This window comes from Shewanella sp. GutDb-MelDb, assembly GCF_002836075.1.
In the GTDB taxonomy this organism is placed as follows: domain Bacteria; phylum Pseudomonadota; class Gammaproteobacteria; order Enterobacterales; family Shewanellaceae; genus Shewanella.
Genome location: NZ_PJBM01000230.1, coordinates 1 through 21948, shown reverse-complemented (window position 1 = coordinate 21948; position 21948 = coordinate 1). Strand labels below are relative to the sequence as shown.

The following is a 21948-nucleotide window of genomic DNA, read 5'->3' as shown; positions in this document are numbered from 1 at the left end:
AATTAGATCGCCTCCACCTTAGTAACATTTACCAGGAATGCCTTAAATTCAGGCACCTGAGTATTTGCATCACCGACTTCTGTGGTCAGAACATTACAACTGCTGCTCTTGCGAGTTAGCGCGTTATAACCGCCATGACGCGGTAATCCCACGGTGTGCACTAGCTGTCCATGAACCTTGAGCGGTTGTAGGCGCTTAGTCACTAATGCCTTGGTCTGCAACTCCCCACGTTTAGAACTCACGGTGACCCAATCGCCGCTGTTAATCCCTTTAGCTGCCGCCAATACTTCGTCAATTTCAACAAACGTCTCAGGCATCGAGATAGCCGCTAAACGACAATGCGCAGTCCAGAAGTTAAAGTGTTCAGTCACACAGTATGTGGTACACACATACGGATATTCCTTATGCGAACCTAAGGTTTCTGCTACACCATCAAGCATACGTACCGCAGGATTACTAACAACTTTTGGATGCAATGGATTGGTGCCAATAGGCGATTCCATGGGCTCATAATGCTCAGGGAAAGGTCCTTCAGCCAGGTGTTTAAGGGCAAAGAAACGTCCAACACCTTCTTGTTGCATAATAAACGGATGAGCCGATTCTTGTGGTGTCAGCTTCATATTGAAGTCACCTACATCGATGCCATGCCATTTATCATGCTTCCACTCCACAATGGTTCGCTTTGGATCCCAAGGCTTGCCATTAACGTCACATGACGCGCGGTTGTAGAGCACTCTACGATTAGAAGGCCACGCGAATGACCAACCCGGAGTGATACCTTTGCCGGACGGATCCGAGTTATCACGGCGGGCCATCAAGTTGCCCTCTTCGGTCCAAGAACCCGAGTAGATCCAGCAGCCACAGGCAGTACTACCGTCATCTTTAAGCTGACTGAAACTATCCAGCTGCTTACCCGTTTTAAGATCAATACCGTTGAGCTCTTTTGCCACTTCCGACCCATGCGGGAAATGAGAGTCGTGATAGCCAGCCCAGTTAATCGCATTTATCGGCTCAGGCAATACGCCGCCTTCCTCTTTATAAAGCGCTCGGAGCTTCATCAAGATACCGGATAAGATCGCAGCATCAGGCTTAGACTCACCTGGTGCATTCGCGCCTTTCCAGTGCCACTGCATCCAGCGACCCGAGTTGACAATACAGCCTTCCTCTTCGGCAAACAGGGTTGTCGGCAGACGGAAAACCTGTGTCTGGATCTGGCTTGGATCGACATCATTAAACTTGTCGTCTTTTTTCCAGAAGACGGATGTTTCTGTCGCGAGTGGATCCATCACCACCATGAACTTCAGCTTGCTAAATGCCGCTAACGTCTTGTTACGGTTCGGCATAGAGTTAATCGCGTTAACCCCTTGAATAAAATAGCCATTAACCTCGCCGTGGTACATCATGTCGATGTGTTTAGTGAAGTCGTATTGCTGATCCCACTTCGGTAACCAGTCATAACCGAAACTGTTTTCTTTGGTGGCGTTCTCGCCCCAGAAACTCTTCATCTGAGAGATGAAAAACTTAGGGTAGTTTGACCAATAGTTGGTCTGACCCGGACGCAGTGGTTTTGGCGTATGGTGTTCGAGATAGGTGTGTAAACTCGTATCTTTATCACTCGGTAATTTGAGGTAACCAGGCAGTGCCTGACACAGTAGCCCCATATCCGTTGCGCCCTGCACATTTGAGTGACCACGAAGTGCGTTCACACCACCACCGAGTACGCCAATATTGCCCAGTAATAGCTGAACCATGGCCATAGAACGGATATTTTGCGTGCCCTTAGTGTGGTGAGTCCAACCTAAGGCGTACATGAAGGTTGCTGCTTTGTCATGGGTGTAGGTGCTGCCGATGATGGCACACACTTTTTCATAATCCTCAACAGGGGTACCTGTGATGTTGCTGACGGTGTCAAAATCGTAGCGTTCCACATGCTGTTTCAGCAGGTTCCATACACAGCGAGGATGTTCAAAACTTTCGTCGACTTTGGCATAACCGTCTTCATCAAGCTCGTAGTACCAAGTCTCTTTGTCATAGGTGCGACTCTTCTCATCGAAACCACTGAACAGACCTTCATTAAATTCGAAATCTTCACGGACGATATAAGAGGCATTGGTATAAGCCTTCACATAGTCATAGTTAACTTGTTTAGTTTCAATCAGGTACCGGCTTAAGCCGAGCAAAAAGGCGATATCTGTACCACTGCGCAAAGGCGCGTAGCAATCCGACAGTGCAGCACTGCGGTTATAACGAGGGTCGACAACAACCAGTTTGGCGTTATTGTGTTCCATGGCTTCTGTTACCCAGCCGAAACCGACAGGGTGTGCTTCGGCGGCATTACCGCCCATGATCACCACGACATTGGAGTTCTTAATATCGATCCAGTGGTTGGTCATGGCACCGCGCCCAAATGTTGGAGCAAGACTTGCTACCGTTGGGGAGTGTCAGTTACGTGCAATAGTATCGATGGCAACGAGGCCAAGAGAACGGGCAAATTTATGGGTAATATAAGCGCCTTCGTTTGGCTGTGCAGAGGAGGTCATCATCCCCGTGCTCAACCAGCGGTTTACCGTGGTTCCATCGCTGTTCTTTTCGATAAAGTTTGCATCACGGTCATCTTTCATCAAGCGAGCAATACGACCGAATGCCTCATTCCAGCTAATGCGTTTCCATTCATTAGTACCTGGTTCACGTACTTCAGGAAAGTGGTTACGGTTCGGACTGTTCACATAGTCCACCAGGCCTGCACCTTTAGGGCAAAGTGAGCCGCGGTTAACCGGATGGTCCGCATCGCCTTCAATGTGGAAAATAGATTTTTCGGCATTTTTGCCGTTACTGCCATGGCTGTACATCAATAAGCCACAACCCACTGAACAATAACAACAGTTATTGCGGGTCTCTTTCGCTCTTAGTAGTTTAAACTCACGAACCGCAGCAAACGCTTTACTGGGCAACAGCCCAAGTGCAGAGATCGCTGAGGTTGCAGTACTACTCGCGCACAGTTTAAAAAACTGACGTCTGTTCATATTACCCTCACACAATTAGTTTTCTTTCTACCCAGGCCGAGGTTCTCATCTCGACACTGTAGTTTGGTTTTTGTCGTTAACTTGTCTTGCTAAGCCGCACGCTAAACGAAGACGCGTCAACGCCAACGGATTATCCCTAAAGTCACCTATACCGACAATTACTAACGCACGATCGAGATCACAACAAAGCACCAACAGAATTAAATGCCAAAAAATAATAGAAACTCAGCATTTATGCCTAATTATACAATCAGAAATCAAGAGGTATAGCATTAAACACCCTTCAACTCACAAATAACGAGAGCGGACAATTTAACCCACTCAAAACGACAATATGTCCCTAAAGGTGTCGACGTAAAAAGATAAATAGAGACTATGATAAAAACGTAATTCCGTTAGAAAAGGCCTCCATATCAGGCTTGCAAGGGAATATAAGCCTGCAACATGCCGATATCGATTATAAATAACAAAGGCTATTCAATTTTTCAGAAGGCTATTTATTTATATCGAGACAATATGGCGCACCTATAACGTCACTGTGGCAGCGACTAATTTAGATTTAACTGGAAATAGGGCCAAATTGCCGTTGCCGTAATTTGCACAGCTCTAGGTCGAAGAGATGATATTTGCAGCATTGAACGAGGGACATGCTGTTTTTAGCACCATGTTTGGATGAAGATGATGAAATATTGATATCGAAAATGAACATAATATGACTGCTACTATGTTCAATAGTGATGAGTGTTTGTTGATCCACAGCAAACCGCGGCGGACTAAATGGTCGATAGTTTAAGCACTCTCGTCACCTCACAGTTTCAACAGACAGCTTTAATGAATATAAAAAAAGACACTCAATGAGTGCCTTTTTTCTGCTGCCAATCTATACACCCATCAATTTAATGCATAAGCCTATACGATGGGTAACACTATGAGCAGCAATCTCGACGCCACCAGTTTTTAGGTAGCATGTCTAAAAAGACTTTAGCCATAAGTATGGCAAGCACAATACCTGAAGTGTAGACAATCGCCGCTGGCAACAAGTTATGTTGCTCACCAATCTGCGGCATAACCACAAAACCAAAGGTTTCGACAAGGTAGTTGACGATAATGCCCGAGACTAATGCCACGCCCAATACACCGCCTAAATAACCAAATAGCGCGCGCTTGCCTAGTTCTTTAGTCACCACGCCTAAGGTGGCTATATTCGTCGCAGGGCCCGCCAACATAAACACCAATACTGCACCAGGTGAAACGCCAGCCAGTAGTAAACCCGCCGCAATAGGCGTTGATGCTGTCGCGCAGATATACATAGGGACAGAAATTACGACCATCACCAACATCGCTAAAATGCCATCGCCCCATTTTGCCATAAAGTCAGCGGGGACATAAGTTTGTACTAAGGCGGCAAAAAATAAACCGACCAATAACCACACTGTAGTATCACGCACTAAATCTGTCGCCGCAAAATGTAAGCCTTTACCGATACGACTAATAACCGAAGTGCCTTTTAACTCGGTAGCGATATCTTTCGTCGACTCGCAGCAGCTTTCAGTTTCAGCGGTAGTGTCTGACGACTTTGAACTGCAACATGACGAAGTGGCAGCTTCAGTCTGAATTGGCGCTGTTTTTTTACTGCTACAGCAACTTGATTGCTTAGCCCCTGCTGCTTGGTTTAAATTCAGTGGTGCAGCATTGACTGGCATTGACATTACGCTGCTATCTGCAACCGGTTTCATACTCAGCGGTGCTTTCTTTTCACTTGCACAGCATGAGCTAGTGGCCACTTTAGGTTCCGCTTTCTTACTACTACAGCATGATGATGTCTCGGCTTGCTTAGCTTGATCGGCTGCGGGTTTGCCGTCATCGTCGTCACGTCCGACTAATAGGCCTGCCACAATTGCACTGATAACAGCTGCTATTGGCCTAACAATCGCCATGAATGGGCCGAGCAACACGTAAGACACCGTCACTGAGTCAACCCCAGTTTCTGGCGTAGAGACTAAAAAGGAGGTAGTGGCAGCCTTTGATGCTCCGCTACGGCGCAAGCCGACTGCCGCAGGAATAACACCACATGAACATAAAGGTAAAGGCGCACCCAGTACGGCCGCTTTAACTACGGTTTTAAAACCGTGGCCGCCAAGTTGTTTTTGCATCCAAGCCATAGGCACAAACATTTTGAGCATGCCCGCCAACACTAAGCCCAATAACAGCCAAGGCGCCGAGTCTAAAAAAAGGTCGATAAAGTTGTTTAATAACATAACTATTTCTCTTGTGAATTCTTAACCGCTGATTTGTCTTGGCACGTTTTAGTAAACTGGGCATCGTCGTGAGTATGGCTATGATTTTCACAGCGAATGTTCTCAGTACTCGACTCTAACGCTTCTAAAATGGAGCAATGTTCTGCGCTTTCAGGCCCACCGCAACACGCTTGAGATAGTCGTTGCAAAGAGAGTTGAAAATGGTTCAGTTCGGCAATCTTGGCCTCAACATTAGCCAGCTTATCGTCAACTAGTCCTTTAACATCAGCACAGGCCCAATTGGACTTGTCTAACTCAATCGACAGCAGTTCCGCTATTTCTGCTAGCGTAAAACCGACCGCTTTAGCACGCAAAATAAAGCGTAAGCGTTCAGCATCAGCTTGGGTATAGATACGATAACCCGAATCTGTTCTCGATGAAGGTGATAACAGACCATGTTTCTCGTAGAACCTTAACGTATCCGTTCTGACCTCACACAACTGTGCCAGCTCACCAATTCGATACATCATTATCTCCTAATCTCACCGCGATAGACTGCCAAATATTGCCGATGCGATATTTATCAATGTTCAAAGTATAAACCTTGGAGTTGTATCCAAGGTCAAGGCTATCTTGAACAAAAAACTGGATCAATGCTTGTTCTGTTTACCGTATTGTGAAATCGCGCAGAAAAAAACACCGTCAAGGATAAAACTGCGTTAAAATATGCGCGCCGTGACGGGAGAGTAAATTGAGGGACTTTTGGAAAGCAGTGTAGGCGTTCGCAAACGCAATACTGTTCTGTTTTCCGAAAGATCCTTAAAATAACTACTGGACCCTATACCTACAATGAATAATGCCAGACCTATTCGTCGCGCGCTGTTAAGCGTTTCAGATAAAACCGGAATCTTAGAGTTTGCACAAGCGCTGCATGCTCAAGGTGTTGAGCTACTATCTACTGGCGGCACTGCCCGCCTGTTGGCAGATAATGGTGTGCCAGTCATTGAAGTATCGGATTATACTGGCCACCCAGAAATAATGGATGGCCGTGTCAAAACTTTGCACCCGAAAGTGCATGGTGGAATTTTGGCACGCCGTGGTATAGACGAGCTTGTAATGGAGCAAAACAACATCAACCCTATCGATTTGGTTGCTGTTAACTTATATCCATTTGCAGAAACCGTCGCAAAAGAAGGTTGCACCCTTGCGGACGCTATCGAGAATATCGATATTGGCGGCCCAACGATGGTTCGCTCAACCGCTAAAAACCATAAAGATACTACCATCGTGGTTAACGCTAACGACTACGGCCGTGTTATTGCAGAAATGAACGCAAATAACGGCAGTACTACGCTGGAAACACGTTTTGATCTCGCGATTGCGGCGTTTGAGCACACTGCTGCATATGATGGCATGATCGCTAACTACTTCGGCACTAAGGTCCCTGCACATAGCAAAGACGAGTGTCATGAAGACTCTAAGTTCCCACGCACTTACAATACTCAATTAGTTAAAAAGCAAGATCTGCGTTATGGCGAAAATAGCCATCAAACAGCCGCTTTTTACGTTGATATCCATATCGATGAAGCCTCTGTTGCAACTGCCGTTCAGTTGCAAGGCAAAGCATTGTCTTATAACAATATCGCCGATACGGACTCAGCACTTGAATGTGTTAAAGAGTTTAATGAGCCAGCATGTGTCATCGTGAAACATGCTAACCCTTGTGGTGTGGCTATTGGTGAAAACCTGTTAGAAGCCTATAACCGTGCATTCCAAACCGACCCAACGTCAGCGTTTGGTGGCATTATCGCCTTTAACCGCGAGTTAGATGCAGCCACCGCAGCAGCGATTGTTGAGCGTCAATTTGTTGAAGTGATCATTGCCCCGTCAGTTAGCCAAGCAGCGCGCGACATTGTTGCAGCAAAGGTTAACGTACGCGTACTTGAATGTGGACAATGGGCTAGCAAGACTGAGAGCCTTGATTACAAACGTGTTAACGGTGGCTTATTGCTACAAGATCGCGACCAAGGCATGGTTGGATTGGATGATGTTAAAGTCGTCTCTAAACGCCAACCGACAGCTAGCGAAATGAAAGATCTTATGTTCTGCTGGAAAGTGGCTAAGTTTGTCAAATCAAACGCGATTGTTTACGCTAAAAACAGCATGACAATCGGTGTTGGCGCAGGTCAAATGAGCCGAGTGTATAGCGCTAAAGTGGCAGGTATTAAAGCGGCTGACGAAGGGCTAGTCGTTCAAGACTCAGTGATGGCATCTGATGCGTTCTTCCCATTCCGTGACGGTATTGATGCTGCAGCCGCTGCTGGCATTAGCTGTATCATCCAACCTGGTGGCTCTATTCGTGACCAAGAGATTATCAATGCGGCAGATGAGCACGGCATGGCAATGGTGTTTACTGGCATGCGTCACTTCCGTCATTAATTTATAAGCAGATTCTAGATCCTAGATTTTAGGATTTAGAGTTTCCAACAAAATTAATTTTAGGGTTTAGCGCAAAGTCATCGATTCTTGGGTAAAGAAAACACACGCAATGTATGCCAATACATGAGTATGTTTGATGCCGAACAAGGATTGATGAAGAAGCGATAAAGGATAAAAAAATGAAAGTATTAGTTATTGGTGGAGGCGGTCGTGAACATGCATTGGCATGGAAAGCGGCGCAATCAGCACAAGTTGAAACTGTTTTTGTTGCACCCGGTAATGCTGGCACCTCTTTAGAGCCAAAGTTAGAAAACGTGGCGATTAACGTTGAAGAGATCACTGCATTGGTGGCTTTCGCAGCAGAGGAAAAAGTGGCTATTACCATTGTAGGCCCTGAAGTCCCACTCGCATTGGGGCTTGTAGATGCTTTCAATGAAGCCGGCTTGCCCATTTTTGGCCCAACTCAAGGTGCGGCGCAGCTAGAATCTTCCAAAGCTTTCACTAAAGACTTTTTAGCACGCCACAATATTCCAACCGCGGCTTACTCAAACTTTACCGACATTACGCCCGCTAAGGCTTATGTAACAGAATTAACGGCGACAACGGGTTACCCGGTCGTGATTAAGGCTGATGGTTTAGCGGCAGGTAAAGGCGTGATTATTGCCGCTGACCAAACTGAAGCAAATGCGGCAATTGACGATATGCTGGCCGGTAACCTCTTTGGTGAAGCGGGTTCTCGGGTTGTTATCGAAGAGTTCCTAAAAGGCGAAGAAGCCAGCTTTATCGTGATGGTTGATGGCAAGAACATTCTGGCGATGGCCACCAGCCAAGACCATAAAGCACGAGACAATGGCGATCATGGTCCCAACACTGGCGGTATGGGTGCATACTCCCCCGCCCCTGTTGTGACTCAAGCCGTACATGATTGGACCATTGATCACGTAATTCGCCCAACGGTTGATGGCATGGCCGCTGAAGGTAATGTTTACACTGGTTTCCTATATGCTGGTTTGATGATTTCACCCGATGGCAGCGCAAAAGTGCTTGAGTACAACTGCCGCTTTGGCGATCCAGAAACTCAGCCGATCATGATGCGTCTTAAATCTGATCTAGTAGAACTGTGTTTAGCCTCAACTCGTGGCGAGCTAGATCAAGTGACCGCAGAGTTTGATTCACGTGCCGCTGTCGGCGTGGTATTAGCCGCTGGCGGTTACCCAGATGCATATCGAAAGCACGATGTGATTGAGGGTTTAGACTTAGGCAATAACGATGCGAAAGTGTTTCATGCTGGCACCAGCATGCAAGATGGTAAAGTCGTGACCAATGGTGGCCGTGTGCTATGCGCTACCGCTTTGGGCAATACAGTGACTGAAGCACAGGCATCTGCTTACCAATTGGTTGACGCTATCCATTGGGATGACGTGTATTTTCGTACCGATATCGCCTACCGTGCTATCGCTCGTGAGAATGGTAAAAGCTAAATCGCTAAGCATTTAATCTCAATTAAAAGCCCAGTGAAAACTGGGCTTTTTTATAGCGAACATTTGTAGTAATTTCCGACGTATGGCGAGAAAATTGTAATTGAATCACTAATGACCTTTAGATACTGACGGTCATAAAGCTCTATACCAATATCCCCCAGCCGTATTGTCACCAGCGAAACTATATCGATTACAAAAACGTGATCTAGATCGCGATTTATTTAAATGCAACTACGCTGCATAAAACCACCTACTAGAAACACGGGTACTAGATACTTTTTCATATTAATCAAATGCTAAGGTTGAAAAATATACTATTAGTAATTTCTACATTGCATATAGAACACTCTACCAAATAAAACAAAAAACCAACATTTAATAACAGCAAAGCATCGCGTTGCAGCATATTCACCACAAACGTATACTCCCGCTTCAATTTTAAGCTGGAGGCTTTATGAAATACGTAAATCTGCTGTTACTTCTGTTACTAACCGCATGTGGAGGCGGTGGTTCAGAAGACACTGATACCGTGCCACAAAAACAATCGCACCCTGGATTTAAGATCCTTGATATCACACAGACGTTTGCACCTCAGCTTGCTATCACAACGAATATTACCGGTAAAATTGGAACCATAAGTTACCAGGTTGCAGAGGGTGCGGCTGACGATGTATTGCAAATATCAACAGATAAGCAAGGCTTATCTGTACTAAATGCAGGTTCAACTGAAGTTATCGCTATAGACAGTGGTAATAACCAATATCTGCCAGGCCGTATACGCTTCAATGTCACGGTAGAAAAAGCACCTCGTGCACCGATACTGACAAATGATCTAAGCCTAATTTATCAAGAAGCGACACGTCATCAAGCCTTTGCTAGTGGCGCTTTAGGTGAACTAGAATATGAGCTCAGTGCAGATCAAAGCGATCAAGTCGTACTGATTGACCTAGCTGGTGAGTTTTTGATCTGGGGCAGCGGAACAGTTTCAGTTGATGTTACCGATGATGGTGGCCGCAATTACCAACAAGACACCCAAAAATTCAATATTACTATTGAACCAGCATCAAGCTTATCCGCCAGCTTTAAAGATATTAAAAACAAACCATTTGTTATCGGCGCTAAACTTCTACCTGTATATAGTGGTGCTCCAGCCCAAGTTATCCATTACTCACTCGTCAAAGATACCAATTCTAACGTCGTTAAAGTCGACTCTGACACTGGAGAGATGAGTATTATTGGAGCTGGTACAACAGAAATCCAAGTCCAGCAAGAAGCACTGCAACACCACTCACCCATCGCAATGCAACGCTTTAAAGTACAGATTAATCAAGCAAGTAATCTTGAGTTACAAGTCCAAGATATCATAGTGCAGTATAGCGTGGACACTCAGTATGAAATTCCGGTTTCAGCTGCAAAAGGAACTCTACATTTCGCTGTGACCGACAATGTAAATAATGACATCATCAATATTATTGATGATGTAAAGGGTCTGTTTAGCTTTGAAAGCATTGGGGAAACTCAAGTAACAGTCACTGATAGCGGCAACCAGAACTATGCCAGCAGTAGTAAAGTTATTAATATCAAAGTCACACGTATTAATGATAATTCACTTAATAGCTTGGCAATCGAAAGCCGCTATCAAGCAAACTCACAGCTTCTACCTCAAGTAATTGGTGTCCATGGCCAACTGCATTTCAACCTTACTGATAATAGTGCAACTGATGTTGTCCTGGTTGAACCGAATACTGGAAAAATGACGATATTAAAGCCTGGTAAAGTGGAGGTGCTAGTAACGGATGATGGAGGTGATTTCTGGGAAAAACAACAAAAAACATTTAGTGTTTCAATCGACAAGAAAACCAACACGACTCTTTTACTTACCAATACTAGAATTGATTACACTCATAATGCTACTTTTACTCCCACCGTATTAAACAACAAAGGGAGTATGAGTTTCACCATAGATAATAGCGGCGATCATGTTTTCAACCAGGACTCTACTACTGGCATTATCACTTTAGTCGGCGCTGGACGAGGCTGGATAACTGCTGTTGATGCTGGAGACGATTATTATCACAGTGTCACGGAACGCTTTTTTGTCGATGTTTCTCCATTAAGTGGTAGCTTGTCTATTGCTTCAATACGTATCCCTTACTCTTCAGAGCGTGAGCTTGATATTCCAATATCGGGTAGTATTGGTCAATTGCAATGGCAATTTAAACACGGTCAGACTGACGTTGTTTCCATCAATGAAACTGCTCGTACGTTAACTATACATAATGCTGGTAATGCTACATTTATAGTCACTGATCCAGGTGATGCAGGTCATTTACCACAAAAAGCTGAGTTTAATATTATTATCGATAAGGCTGTCGAAAATTCTGAACTCGCACTCACAAATAAACTAATCACAGGTGAGTATTCTCCTGACGGCAAGCTTGCTGCTCCCACGATTATTGGGCGAGGGCCTAACAGCCAGATTAGTTATTATGGTGATCTCCAAGCCGCTAACGTGGTTATCGCTAATACTCAAACGGGGGAATTATCTGTAAAAGGCGCAGGTCTTGTGCAAGTGAGTGTTATCGAAGAAAGTCGAAACTTTGAACGCACAATCCGTTCGTTTAGCGTAAATATTGAGAAAGCCAAACACCCAGGTCTTGAGATAGATAATATCAATCAACAAGTAATTTTCTATCCAGATCGAAATGTCGAAGCGCCAACGATGGATAACCAATTCGGTGAATTAACGTTCCGCTTTCCTTTAACCGTCTCTCCTGAGTTTGCAGAACTCCACAGCAATGGTGATATCAAACTACATACCTACGCTAAATCAGGAGAAAATGCCTACCTAACCATAGAAGTTAATGACGACGGCGGGCAAAACTATAAACCAGCGTCCATAACTTACAAGCTACACGTAGCTGGAATAAAGTCAGGTTTAGGGGAAGAAGCGACTATCAGTTTTGATGCTGCTGATAAGCAGATTATATCGCCAATCTCTATTGCAGCTAATGAAGTTTCTTATTTCTCCGCTTTTGGTGGTAGAAAAGAGCTTAAGAACCATGATACTGGTGAGCAAAGCACTGGCTATTCAACGATGACGGTTCTAGTTTGTAAAGACCCTGCCACTTATAAAGGCTGTACCCTCGTGACATTAAGGCTGCAAAATACCAGTCATTGCAGTGACGGTAGCCAAGTTGGATTCCCTATTACCTCTAAAAGCATTCACACCTGCCCAGGGCTGACTCAACCAGTAAGCTCTGAGGTCACTGTTAGCCTAAATAAGAGCGATCCATTTAACGCTTGGTTTACTGAACCTGGAAGATATCAAACTAGAACTCCCATTGTACTGGTGCACTTTGCTAAGCCTTATCGACCTGGTGGAGTTATCGAGTATGGCGATATTCAATCTAGAGCATGGTGGTTAATCAACCTCGATATAACCAACAACTAACGAACCCTAAGACCAAGCCCAACTATTCGCTGGGCTTTTTATTGATAAACCTCTAACCGAAATACATATCATTTAATAGAAATATCTCTTTCAAACATTAACTCGCTTTAATGGTCATAAGGCTTATCATCTTTGAATGCTCAACAAATTCAAGCTAACATCAAGTAATTAATCTTAATTTTTGTGATCTAGCCAGCACAAATTCAGCCTTTGTTAGCGCATTCTGTGGCTAAGTATTAATCAGTGCGGTAATGAAATATAGATATCATTATGATTAAAATACAGTTTTTTACTTAAACTTAAAAACTAGGGATAATTATGAAATATTCACTTGGCGATCTTGTCTATCAAGGCGAAACATCTGGCGTCCATAATTGGGATACCTTAGCGGGCACCTCATTTTATTGGCATCCTGATTGGTTACATATTGCAGAAAATATGACTGGCCATACGCCAGCGATAACCATTGAACCAACCAAAAGTGCAACGACTAAAGAGGATGCGGCAGCCGCTATCGTTAAGCATCTTAATAAGTAACCGTGATTAATTGATTCGCTAACGGCCTGATGCAATGGCATTACGAGTGATTTTGTCGATCAGGCCGGGGGCGATTATTTTAAAAAATCGTCCTATACGACCTCTAAATGAGGTAATCAACAATCGTTTACGCTGCGCTATTGCGGGTAGCATTAGCTGTGCACATCGGTCAGCCGTCATGATTTTAGACTCTTGCATTGGCGTGGTCCCCAAAGGGTTTCCTTGACCATCTAGGGCTCTTTTATGGGTTTGAGTCACAACAAAATCTGGGCAGATCACTGTCACCGCAACATTATCGTCGCTTAACTCAATTCTCAACGAATCAAAGAAGCCAATCACCGCATGTTTAGAAGCGGCATAACCGCTACGAGCGGGTACTCCTGTCATTCCAGTAATCGAAGCCACGGCAACAATCTGACCTTCAGTCTGTTTAAGATAGGGGATCGCGGCATGACTAAGATAGGCTGGGGCCAAGTAGTTTACCTGCATTATTTGAGATAACACGCTTAAGTCTGTCAGTTCATCAAAGCGTGACCACATTGTCATGCCGGCATTATTGATTAGAATATCTAAACGCCCAAAACGCGCTATACATGCTTCAATTAAACTTTTGCACTGTGACGGTTGCGCTAAATCGGCTGCACACACCAAAGGCGGCAATCCTAATATTGTGAGCTCCGATGCTAAGGACGCTAATCGCTGTTGATTACGAGCACTAATCACTAACTGACAACCTAAGGGCGCAAGTGCAATGGCTAAGGCACGCCCAATACCTTCTGAGGCCCCCGTAACAATAATGACTTTGTCTTTGAAGCTATTCATATTTAACCCACATTTATCGCGATAACCCCAAATTCACATATAAAGCGTTAAACCGCAACTATCGCTATGCCGACCGTTGCAGCAGCGCATTAATTGGCTGGTAAGAATCTAGAGCCTGTGGCCGACCGATAGCATAGCCCTTGGCGTAGTTGACCCCAATTAGCTTGAGCTTAACAATAATCTCTTGGGTTTCAATAAACTCCGCCACGGTCTCGTTATCCATGACAATAAAACGCTGAAAAAATGATTAAGCAGTGACTCACTTACCATTGTTATACTTTTGTGATTATTTGGAGATACTCAGGTGATATCCCGTCGTCATGCTTTAACTATTCAGACAACGGAGATATACCATGAATGTTAACCACGTAACCAAAGCCCTCATACTAGGAAGTTTAATGAGCCTGCCTGCAACCGCTGCAGAGCTTGAAATCAGTGTGACAAATCTAACCCACGGTAACTATTTTACCCCGTTACTCATTGCTGCACATGATATGGATAGCCATCTATTTCAGGCCGGTGAGATGGCAACGCCTGCGCTACAAAAAATGGCTGAAGGGGGTGATATTGGCGATCTAGATGCTGCTGTTACAGGTGCAGGCGGTGTGACGATAGCCAACCCTGCGATGGGACTACTGGCGCCGAGTGCTAAAGTTGAAAGCATTATGCTCGATAGTGGTGAAATGACGCACTTATCGATTACCGCGATGGTATTGCCGACTAACGATGCATTTGTCGGCTTAGATGCTTGGAAGATCCCAACGGAAGCTGGCACTTATACTTTTACCCTTAATGCCTATGATGCTGGTACCGAAGCCAATGATGAGATCATTAATGGTGGCGGAGCAGCAGGAACGCCTGGGATCCCAGCAGCACCTGGTGGCGATGGCGGCATGAACGCCACTGGCGTAATGGATAGCAGTAGCAATGATAAAGTGCATATTCACCCTGGTGTGTTAGGTGATACTGACGTAAATGCTGGCACAAGTGATTTAGACAGCCGTGTTCATCGCTGGTTAAACCCTGTAGCTCGAGTGACTGTTGTCGTGAAATAGGAGATCAAACTATGAACTATCCTAAACTGAACTTTAAATACAGTGCCGCGGCAATCATCGCTGTTGCAGTCATGAGCTTAGCGGGCTGCTCTGATAACGACAATGATTCATCTGCACCCGTCGAGCCGCCCGTCGTGGCACCTGTGATGCAAGACTACAGTGTGATGATAACCAACTTAACGGCTAACCAGCCAATGTCTCCGGTCGCTGTCGTGGCTCAAGAGAGCGGTAGTCGACTTTGGAGTACTGGCATGGCCGCCAGTGTTGCACTCGAGACCCTAGCTGAATCGGGTGATAGTAGTGAACTCGCAGGCGAAACGGGTGTCAATGAGCTCTTTAGCGGCGACGGAGTCTTAGTGCCAGGCGCCACTCAATCAATAACAATGAGCCTAGAGCAATCAAGCGTAGCAGACCTGTCTATCGTCACTATGCTCGTTAACACTAATGATGCTTTCGCAGGCACTACAGGTTTTAATCTTTCAACATTGGCTGTTGATGACACAACCACATTGCGAGTCATTGCATACGATGCTGGCACTGAGGCTAACTCTGAAGAAAAAGGGACAATACCTGGGCCTGCTGATGGCGGTGAAGGCTTTAATGCAGCCCGCGATGATAACGACAAAGTCCATGGTCATCCCGGTGTAATAAGTGCTGATGATGGACTCACTGATTCGGTATTGTCAGCTTCTCATCGCTTCGATAATCCCGTTATGATGATTAAGATCACGCGCACTAAATAGTCGCCAATGCTTAATTGATTAAAAAATTATCGAAATAAAAGTTCTTAAAGGTAGGTCTTGTTAAAAGGGATCGCCTTTGGGAGCTCGTCATGAACAGATCGAATACCACTTTCACCTCTGTTTCAAGCAAAAAAATATTATTGATTGAAGATGAACAAGACTTAGCAAAACTGGTCATGCTGAACCTTAAAAGCATGAATCATACAGTCACCCATTGCACCACTCTGCAGCAAGCTAGCCAAGTGATAGCGACCAAGCAGATCGATCTGATTTTAATGGACAGAATGTTACCAGACGGCGATGGCATTACCCTTTGCCAACAGATCCGTGAAGCCGGTAATGAGATCCCCTGTATGTTACTAACAGCGAGAGACTCAGAAGCTGATGTGGTATTGGGTCTAGAGTCCGGTGCCGATGATTATCTTGTAAAACCTTTTAGCGTGTTAGAGCTCAGAGCTCGAGTCAAAGCATTACTGAGGCGAGGTAAACAGATTGAACATCAAGATGACTCATTAGAGTTCAATGGCATCACCATTAATTGTAGTACCCGCGAAGTCATCGCTTTTAATGAAACCTTAGCACTCACAGCTCGAGAGTTTGACCTATTACTTTATCTTGCTCAGCACCCTAAGCAGGTTTTCAGTCGCATGCAGCTTTTAGATGCCGTTTGGGGTTATTCCTACTCTGGCTATGAACATACCGTTAATACTCATATCAATCGCTTACGTAACAAATTAGCGCAGAGTTCATCCACCGCTGATTTAGTCAAAACGGTTTGGGGGGTTGGCTATAAATTTACACCACCAGCCAATCAAGCCACTGCCTAGCTTGAGGTAAAAAGTCGTCATAGATGATCGTAAAGGCTAGCCTAAACGGAAAATGATAACGCCTAGTAGTATCGACGCGGCATCACCTAACATCAAAATGGAAATCGCTGTTCATCAAGGCTAGCGATGGAGAAAAACCAATGAAGAGTTTATTTGGCCGCATATTATTGGCTGCCACCTTAGTTATTTTTATCCTCTTTATCGCACTGTGGCAGTGGTTACAATTCAGCCAAGACTTTAGCCGCAATCAAATTCAGCAATCATTACACCGAGATCTTGCTGAACATATGGCGCATATCAATCCACTCCTCTCGCAAGGGATCACCTCTGACGCCGCCCTAAAAGAAGCCTTTCACGACTTTATGTTATTGGGGCCGAGCTTTGAGATCTATACCTTAGATCGCCAAGGCAAGGTTATTGCTTACGACGCCAAAGAGGAAAAAATTAAGCAATCGCAAATTGACACCAACATCATTGATGATTTTATTCAGGGAGCAAACTTGCCGTTACTCGGCACCGATCCGAGATCTTCCAGTAAAGATAAGATTTTCTCCGCCGCAAGATTACTCGCACCAGACGGACAACAGACGGGTTATCTCTATGTCATTATTGGTGGGGAAGACTTTGATGCTTGGCAGTCAATTGTCAGCGAGCACCAAGCACCACAGTTTTGGACCACTGCGATTTTAATCGCCATAGGTTTCGCTTTGGTACTGTTCGTGTTGCTGCTCAAGTTATTTACCGCCCCACTCAGCCGCCTAGAAAACGACTTGCGTTTAGTCGCTAGCCAGCAGTTAAACGCTGGCGTTGTATTACCAAGGCAATACACCGGCAGCAGTGAAATCAATAAACTCAGCAGCCATATAAATACCTTACTTGAAGCATTGAGTCAGCAACATCAAGCGATTAACCGCCAGCAAGAAGAACGGCATGAGTTTATGTTGCACCTGTCGCACGACTTAAAGACCCCGCTCACATCACTGCAAGGTTATATCGACACTTGGCTATTATTACCACCACATGAACGTAGCAGCGACTTAATCGAAGTGGCTGCCAATGCCAGCCAACATCTGCAGCAACTCTTAGGGCAAATGCTTGAGTTAGAGGCGCTAGAAAATGGCCAAGTAACCCCAAATTGGAATGAGCTCCATCTGGTCGATTTACTGGAAGAGCTGCAGTTAACGTTTGCGCCTAGAGCAAACAGCAAAAAAGTAATGTTGAACTTTGTAGACAGCCACAACTTAACCGTTCGCACCGATCGACAACTATTGTTGCGGATCCTCAACAACTTAATTGATAACGCCATACGCTACACCCCAGAACAGGGAATGATTAAGATCCAAACCATCCGGGATCTGGCCACAAATAAAGTTTGGCTACAAGTTAGCGACAATGGTTCAGGTATGCATAAACATGAGCTAACAGCATTAAAGCGAATGACGCAAAAACCACTCGCAATGATGGCAAAACAAACCGCATTACCGCAATTAGGCGTAGGACTGGCCATCGTGCGGCAGTTACTGGGGATCTTGCAGTGTGATATTGAAATTAGCAGTCAGCCAGGAAAAGGCACTACGTTTAATATCAAGCTACAGGTGGTTTCGCAGTCATAGAGTTTATCTCGAACGATACGCGTTTAGGCACTCTGACAGAGTTAATCTAAGCAAAGCGTAGTACAGAACAAAGCTATCGAAAAGTGATAGGGAGCATGTCCCTGTGTTTAGGATAGAAATCTTGGAAAGGTGCAGAATCGACACTTGCAGCCGCTGAGCTTTAGTGAATGATCAATCAGGCCAGACCAAGGTCATTATGGTCAGTTATAGCAACGTCTAAAAAAGAAAGACCACCCTCGTGAGGGAGTGGCCAAACCCATTTGGAGGTTGGGTGCGACTCTAAAGTTTAAGAGTGAGGCAAATAAAATGGCGTCCTGCCCAAGTACATCCTTGTCGTACGGTAAAATAAATGGCTAAAGCAAGCCTGCTTGGACCAGTGTTCGTCAGTCAGCTCTTATTGGTGGCTGGCTTCAACTTAATCAGACTTGTCCACGATCGAATTAGTGACAACGACTGCAGGAGTCCTTAGCCAATGCTTCCTCATGCACCAGATGACAGTCATTACACAACATGGCGCCTTCATGATTCTTATGAACATCACTGTCCAACTCCTTCAAGGGCCCGTGGCAAGAGGCACAAGCCTCATTTTCAAAGGCCCCATCGTCCGAGGGGACCCCATCTTCGTGGCAGGCTTCACACCCTGACATTTTGGTATGGGAATCAGCAATTCCCCCCGCAAATACTGCTCCAGAGAAACTTAGTAGTATTGATAATACTAAGGCTTTAAACATGGTGAACTCCAAATTTGATAGTTAAGCGACAGTCATTTGTCCGGTATAGAGAATAAAATTACGCAGCAGTAATACTCCAATCAGGCTGCAACTGGCGGTGATAGCGACATAGGAGAATTTTCGCTTCGAAGACGCTTTCATGAAGAGATTAAACGCCAGTGGTAAACTTAGACCCAACACGACTATTCCCCCCCAGAATACCCAGCCCCAAAAACCTTCTCCGATGGCTCTCATGGCAGCGATTTTGCTCTGCCCCCCCGAGAGGATGAGTCCGATGAAGAAGGTAAACAACAGCACCATCTCCACCAAAATGATCGGGATCTCTATATTGTGTATGAAATGCACTTCTTTGCCGTCTGGATCTCCTTTAAGCAACACACCACCGAGCAAGGTTCCAGCAGCACCAGAAGACAAGCCAGAGATCAAAAATAGCAAGGGCAATACCGGATTATTCAACATAGGATAAGTGGTCAGCGCAGAAAGCAGGAAGCCGGTGTAAGCCCCCAGAGAAATCGCGAATATGGCTAAAAATCCCGTAATGCTTGGCTCATGCTTAACCAGAGTATTCAGTAACCTGATCACTAGAGGCCAACGGCCATTACACCAATTCAGTACCGGCGCTTTAAATACACAGATTAACCAGGCAAAGAGGATCAGTTGATAGATCATAAGTACGGCAACACCAACAGACATCACGGAAGTACTATTGTAAAAAACCAAGATCTTCCAAAAATCGAATGGCTTGGTAAGATCCAGCACCAAGATCCCAAGCCCTGCGAAGACGGCTAGGGGAGCGATGAGACAAGCGGCCTGAATGAAACCGGATTTATACGCGTCTTTACCCAACTTAAAATGTTTGAGTAGTATGGCAAAGGATATTGCTCCGGCGGATACTCCAGCCAGAAACAGATAAATGGCGATTGGCCAATGCCAGACTAGGCCATCAAAATGGAATGGACTCATAGCGTTATATCCCCTTCTTGTGATGCAATACGGAAAACTTTAGGCCGAGTGCCAAGCTCAGTCTTACTGCGATAATTGGGAGCGGTCTTAAGTACTTTGACAAGATTTGAGTCAGGATCTTTCAAATCCCCAAAGGTTAGTGCCTGGGTCGGACATGCTGACACGCATGCGGGCTGTCTCCCCTCTTTTAAGCGCGTCTCTTTGCAGAAATCACATTTATCAGCGGCATGGGTTACAGGATTAATAAAGCGCACCTGATAGGGACAGGCGGCGATACAATATTGGCAACCAACACACTTCCAGGAATTGACACTGACTATGCCCGTTTCAGGATCTTTATAAGCGGCCCCGGTGGGGCAAACTTTGACACATGGGGCATCTTCACATTGCTGGCAAGATTTACGCGTAAAACGAAAATATTGCTCTGGATATTCCCCATAGGGCCCTTCACGCTCAATCTCCAAACGACTGACCCCCTCGGGAACCTGATTCACCTCTCGGCAGGCAATGGAGCAGGCATCACAACCAATACATTTCGTTTCATCATGCACCAAGGCATATTTTTTCCCGTCCATTTCCACAGACTCAGTGGAACTCTTAGCAATCGTATAACCCGATGCGGCAACGACGACAGCACACGCGCTCTTAAGGAAGAGTCTTCTTGAGTTTTTCATTGGGTATCCTCCTGGTTATTTGACACTATGGCAGCCGCTGCACATTTCGCTACGTTCAGGCGCTGTCACGCCTATGATAGGGTCGACTTCAGGGTGTAGCTGATGGCAACTGGCACAATTAACCTTGTTGGAATGCACATCGTGGGTCCAATCGGCCTGACTCAGCGTTTCTACATCATGACATTGAAGACATACCGCAGTTTGAACTGCACTTTTGGCGACAGATTTAGTGCCAAACCCAATAAGCTCGGATGCTTTTCTAGGATGGCCTGTCTTTTCTCCGTGGCAATTTTGGCAAGTTAGATCCAATGCATCATTAGCATGAAGCCCAAACATTTTCCCGTTGCGCTTGTGGCACATGATGCATTGTTTATTCTGGTTTATTTTTAACTCCGCTGTCGCTGCAGTCACTACAGCAGAGTAGGATCCCAGCACTAGCACGGATACCAGTAATGGGACGGAAAATCTATCAATTCTGGACATAATGAGCCCTCACATAACGAGTGATACTGATTTATAATAAAATAGAAAAGGTGATGCCGCAGTCGATGCTACGGCACTCAGTTCGACTATGCGGCTAAGCCATTTCTGATAAGACTTTCATCCCACTTTTGATTCTTGGCCAGGTGAATGACTTTAACCCCGACTTCGGCTAATGAATTATCAATAAATTTAGATTGCTCGGGGGAGTTATGCTCAGGATCGGTGATCACTAGTTTTACTGATGAGGATTGACTATCGACCAGCACATAATCCAGATGACATCCTCTTAGATAGGAATGGACATCGGTTGACGTTTCCGCTTTATCAATATCTAGAATGCTATCGAGACAGGTTCCATATAAAATATTGTATTTGTCTTTAACTATGGTATTTAAATTATTAATGAAGCAGGCCGCTTTAGGTTCCATTGGGTGACGGCTAAATTTTATGTCCTCCCAAATAGATTCCGTATCGGTTGGTTTAAAAAACTTTATACAAGTAAGCGTAAACATCACTAAAACAAATGGCACCACAAGGAAAAAAACAAAGTACATAAAAGCATAACTTAAAATAATTGATACATTCATAAAAGCCTCCAAAACTACAGTTTGATTATTATATTTAACTTTTAAAACGTCATCAGTATTCGCATTCCATACCTTTAAAACATTGATTCAAATCAAACAATCAAATTAACTGGTATTTTTATATTTAAATAACAAGATCAAACATGACTTCTAAAAACTAAAATTAACAAAAGACAATTTTAATTATTGAAATTACATATATTTAAAATTTAAATTTCAAATATAACCACACGAAAATACTCACAAACTAAAACCAATTACAAAACAAATAAACAACAA

General features: G+C 44.7%; 18 protein-coding genes. 8 read left to right on the top strand and 10 right to left on the bottom strand.

All coding sequences use genetic code 11. From position 1 onward, the window contains the following. Positions 1 to 2: 2 nt before the first annotated feature. The 3 genes from fdnG to zntR form a co-directional block, all read right to left on the bottom strand. Complete coding sequence (gene fdnG, locus CXF82_RS13330; RefSeq protein WP_145991689.1) at positions 3 to 3023, bottom strand: formate dehydrogenase-N subunit alpha; 3021 nt, start codon at positions 3021 to 3023, stop codon at positions 3 to 5. Between the two features lie 926 nt (positions 3024 to 3949). After that, complete coding sequence (locus tag CXF82_RS13320) at positions 3950 to 5281, bottom strand: SO_0444 family Cu/Zn efflux transporter (RefSeq protein ID WP_101090360.1); 1332 nt, start codon at positions 5279 to 5281, stop codon at positions 3950 to 3952. A gap of 2 nt (positions 5282 to 5283) precedes the next feature. After that, positions 5284 to 5787 carry a Zn(2+)-responsive transcriptional regulator gene (gene zntR / locus CXF82_RS13315; RefSeq protein ID WP_101090361.1) on the bottom strand — a complete coding sequence of 168 codons (504 nt, stop codon included), beginning with the start codon at positions 5785 to 5787 and terminating at the stop codon, positions 5284 to 5286. A 322-nt stretch (positions 5788 to 6109) separates the two neighbouring features. Between zntR and purH the strand changes: the two genes are divergently transcribed. The 4 genes from purH (at position 6110) to CXF82_RS13295 (ending at position 13171) form a co-directional block, all read left to right on the top strand. Further along, entirely contained in the window at positions 6110 to 7699 is a 1590-nt protein-coding gene (gene purH / locus CXF82_RS13310; protein ID WP_101090362.1) for a bifunctional phosphoribosylaminoimidazolecarboxamide formyltransferase/IMP cyclohydrolase, read from the top strand. A 179-nt stretch (positions 7700 to 7878) separates the two neighbouring features. Next, positions 7879 to 9180 carry a phosphoribosylamine--glycine ligase gene (gene purD, locus CXF82_RS13305; protein WP_102044337.1) on the top strand — a complete coding sequence of 434 codons (1302 nt, stop codon included), beginning with the start codon at positions 7879 to 7881 and terminating at the stop codon, positions 9178 to 9180. A gap of 454 nt (positions 9181 to 9634) precedes the next feature. Continuing rightward, positions 9635 to 12634, top strand: a complete 3000-nt coding sequence (locus CXF82_RS13300; protein ID WP_101090364.1) for a hypothetical protein — start codon at positions 9635 to 9637, stop codon at positions 12632 to 12634. A gap of 318 nt (positions 12635 to 12952) precedes the next feature. Then, positions 12953 to 13171, top strand: coding sequence for a hypothetical protein (locus CXF82_RS13295; protein WP_101090365.1), 219 nt, complete (start codon positions 12953 to 12955; stop codon positions 13169 to 13171). An 18-nt stretch (positions 13172 to 13189) separates the two neighbouring features. Here the strand turns inward: CXF82_RS13295 and CXF82_RS13290 are convergent, their stop codons facing one another. Further along, on the bottom strand, positions 13190 to 13993 hold the full coding sequence (locus tag CXF82_RS13290) for an SDR family oxidoreductase (RefSeq protein ID WP_101090366.1): 804 nt from the start codon (positions 13991 to 13993) through the stop codon (positions 13190 to 13192). Between the two features lie 64 nt (positions 13994 to 14057). Next, positions 14058 to 14216, bottom strand: coding sequence for an EAL domain-containing protein (locus CXF82_RS22200; protein ID WP_145991688.1), 159 nt, complete (start codon positions 14214 to 14216; stop codon positions 14058 to 14060). A 130-nt stretch (positions 14217 to 14346) separates the two neighbouring features. Here CXF82_RS22200 and CXF82_RS13285 point away from each other — a divergent pair, with 130 nt between their 5' ends. The 4 genes from CXF82_RS13285 to CXF82_RS13270 all read left to right on the top strand — a co-directional run bounded on the left by CXF82_RS13285 (position 14347) and on the right by CXF82_RS13270 (position 18231). Next, the gene (locus CXF82_RS13285) at positions 14347 to 15048 is read left to right on the top strand and encodes a spondin domain-containing protein (protein ID WP_102044336.1); all 702 of its coding nucleotides are present in this window, start codon (positions 14347 to 14349) and stop codon (positions 15046 to 15048) included. 11 nt (positions 15049 to 15059) lie between these two features. Continuing rightward, positions 15060 to 15791, top strand: coding sequence for a spondin domain-containing protein (locus CXF82_RS13280; RefSeq protein ID WP_102044335.1), 732 nt, complete (start codon positions 15060 to 15062; stop codon positions 15789 to 15791). Positions 15792 to 15880: 89 nt separating this feature from the next. Next, positions 15881 to 16618 (top strand): response regulator transcription factor, encoded by a 738-nt coding sequence (locus CXF82_RS13275; protein WP_102039142.1) that lies wholly within the window; start codon positions 15881 to 15883, stop codon positions 16616 to 16618. 140 nt (positions 16619 to 16758) lie between these two features. Further along, complete coding sequence (locus CXF82_RS13270; protein WP_102044334.1) at positions 16759 to 18231, top strand: sensor histidine kinase; 1473 nt, start codon at positions 16759 to 16761, stop codon at positions 18229 to 18231. Between the two features lie 440 nt (positions 18232 to 18671). Here the strand turns inward: CXF82_RS13270 and CXF82_RS13265 are convergent, their stop codons facing one another. The 5 genes from CXF82_RS13265 to CXF82_RS13245 form a co-directional block, all read right to left on the bottom strand. Further along, complete coding sequence (locus CXF82_RS13265) at positions 18672 to 18962, bottom strand: cytochrome c3 family protein (protein WP_101090371.1); 291 nt, start codon at positions 18960 to 18962, stop codon at positions 18672 to 18674. Between the two features lie 21 nt (positions 18963 to 18983). Further along, complete coding sequence (gene nrfD / locus CXF82_RS13260) at positions 18984 to 19925, bottom strand: cytochrome c nitrite reductase subunit NrfD (protein WP_101090372.1); 942 nt, start codon at positions 19923 to 19925, stop codon at positions 18984 to 18986. Beyond that, positions 19922 to 20599: a 4Fe-4S dicluster domain-containing protein gene (locus CXF82_RS13255; RefSeq protein ID WP_101090373.1), complete on the bottom strand. Its 678-nt coding sequence runs from the start codon at positions 20597 to 20599 to the stop codon at positions 19922 to 19924. Before CXF82_RS13255 ends, nrfD begins: the two co-directional genes overlap by 4 nt. A 15-nt stretch (positions 20600 to 20614) precedes the next feature. Beyond that, positions 20615 to 21082 (bottom strand): cytochrome c3 family protein, encoded by a 468-nt coding sequence (locus CXF82_RS13250; RefSeq protein WP_102044333.1) that lies wholly within the window; start codon positions 21080 to 21082, stop codon positions 20615 to 20617. A gap of 86 nt (positions 21083 to 21168) precedes the next feature. Further along, entirely contained in the window at positions 21169 to 21669 is a 501-nt protein-coding gene (locus CXF82_RS13245) for a DUF2726 domain-containing protein (protein ID WP_101090375.1), read from the bottom strand. Positions 21670 to 21948: the final 279 nt, after the last annotated feature.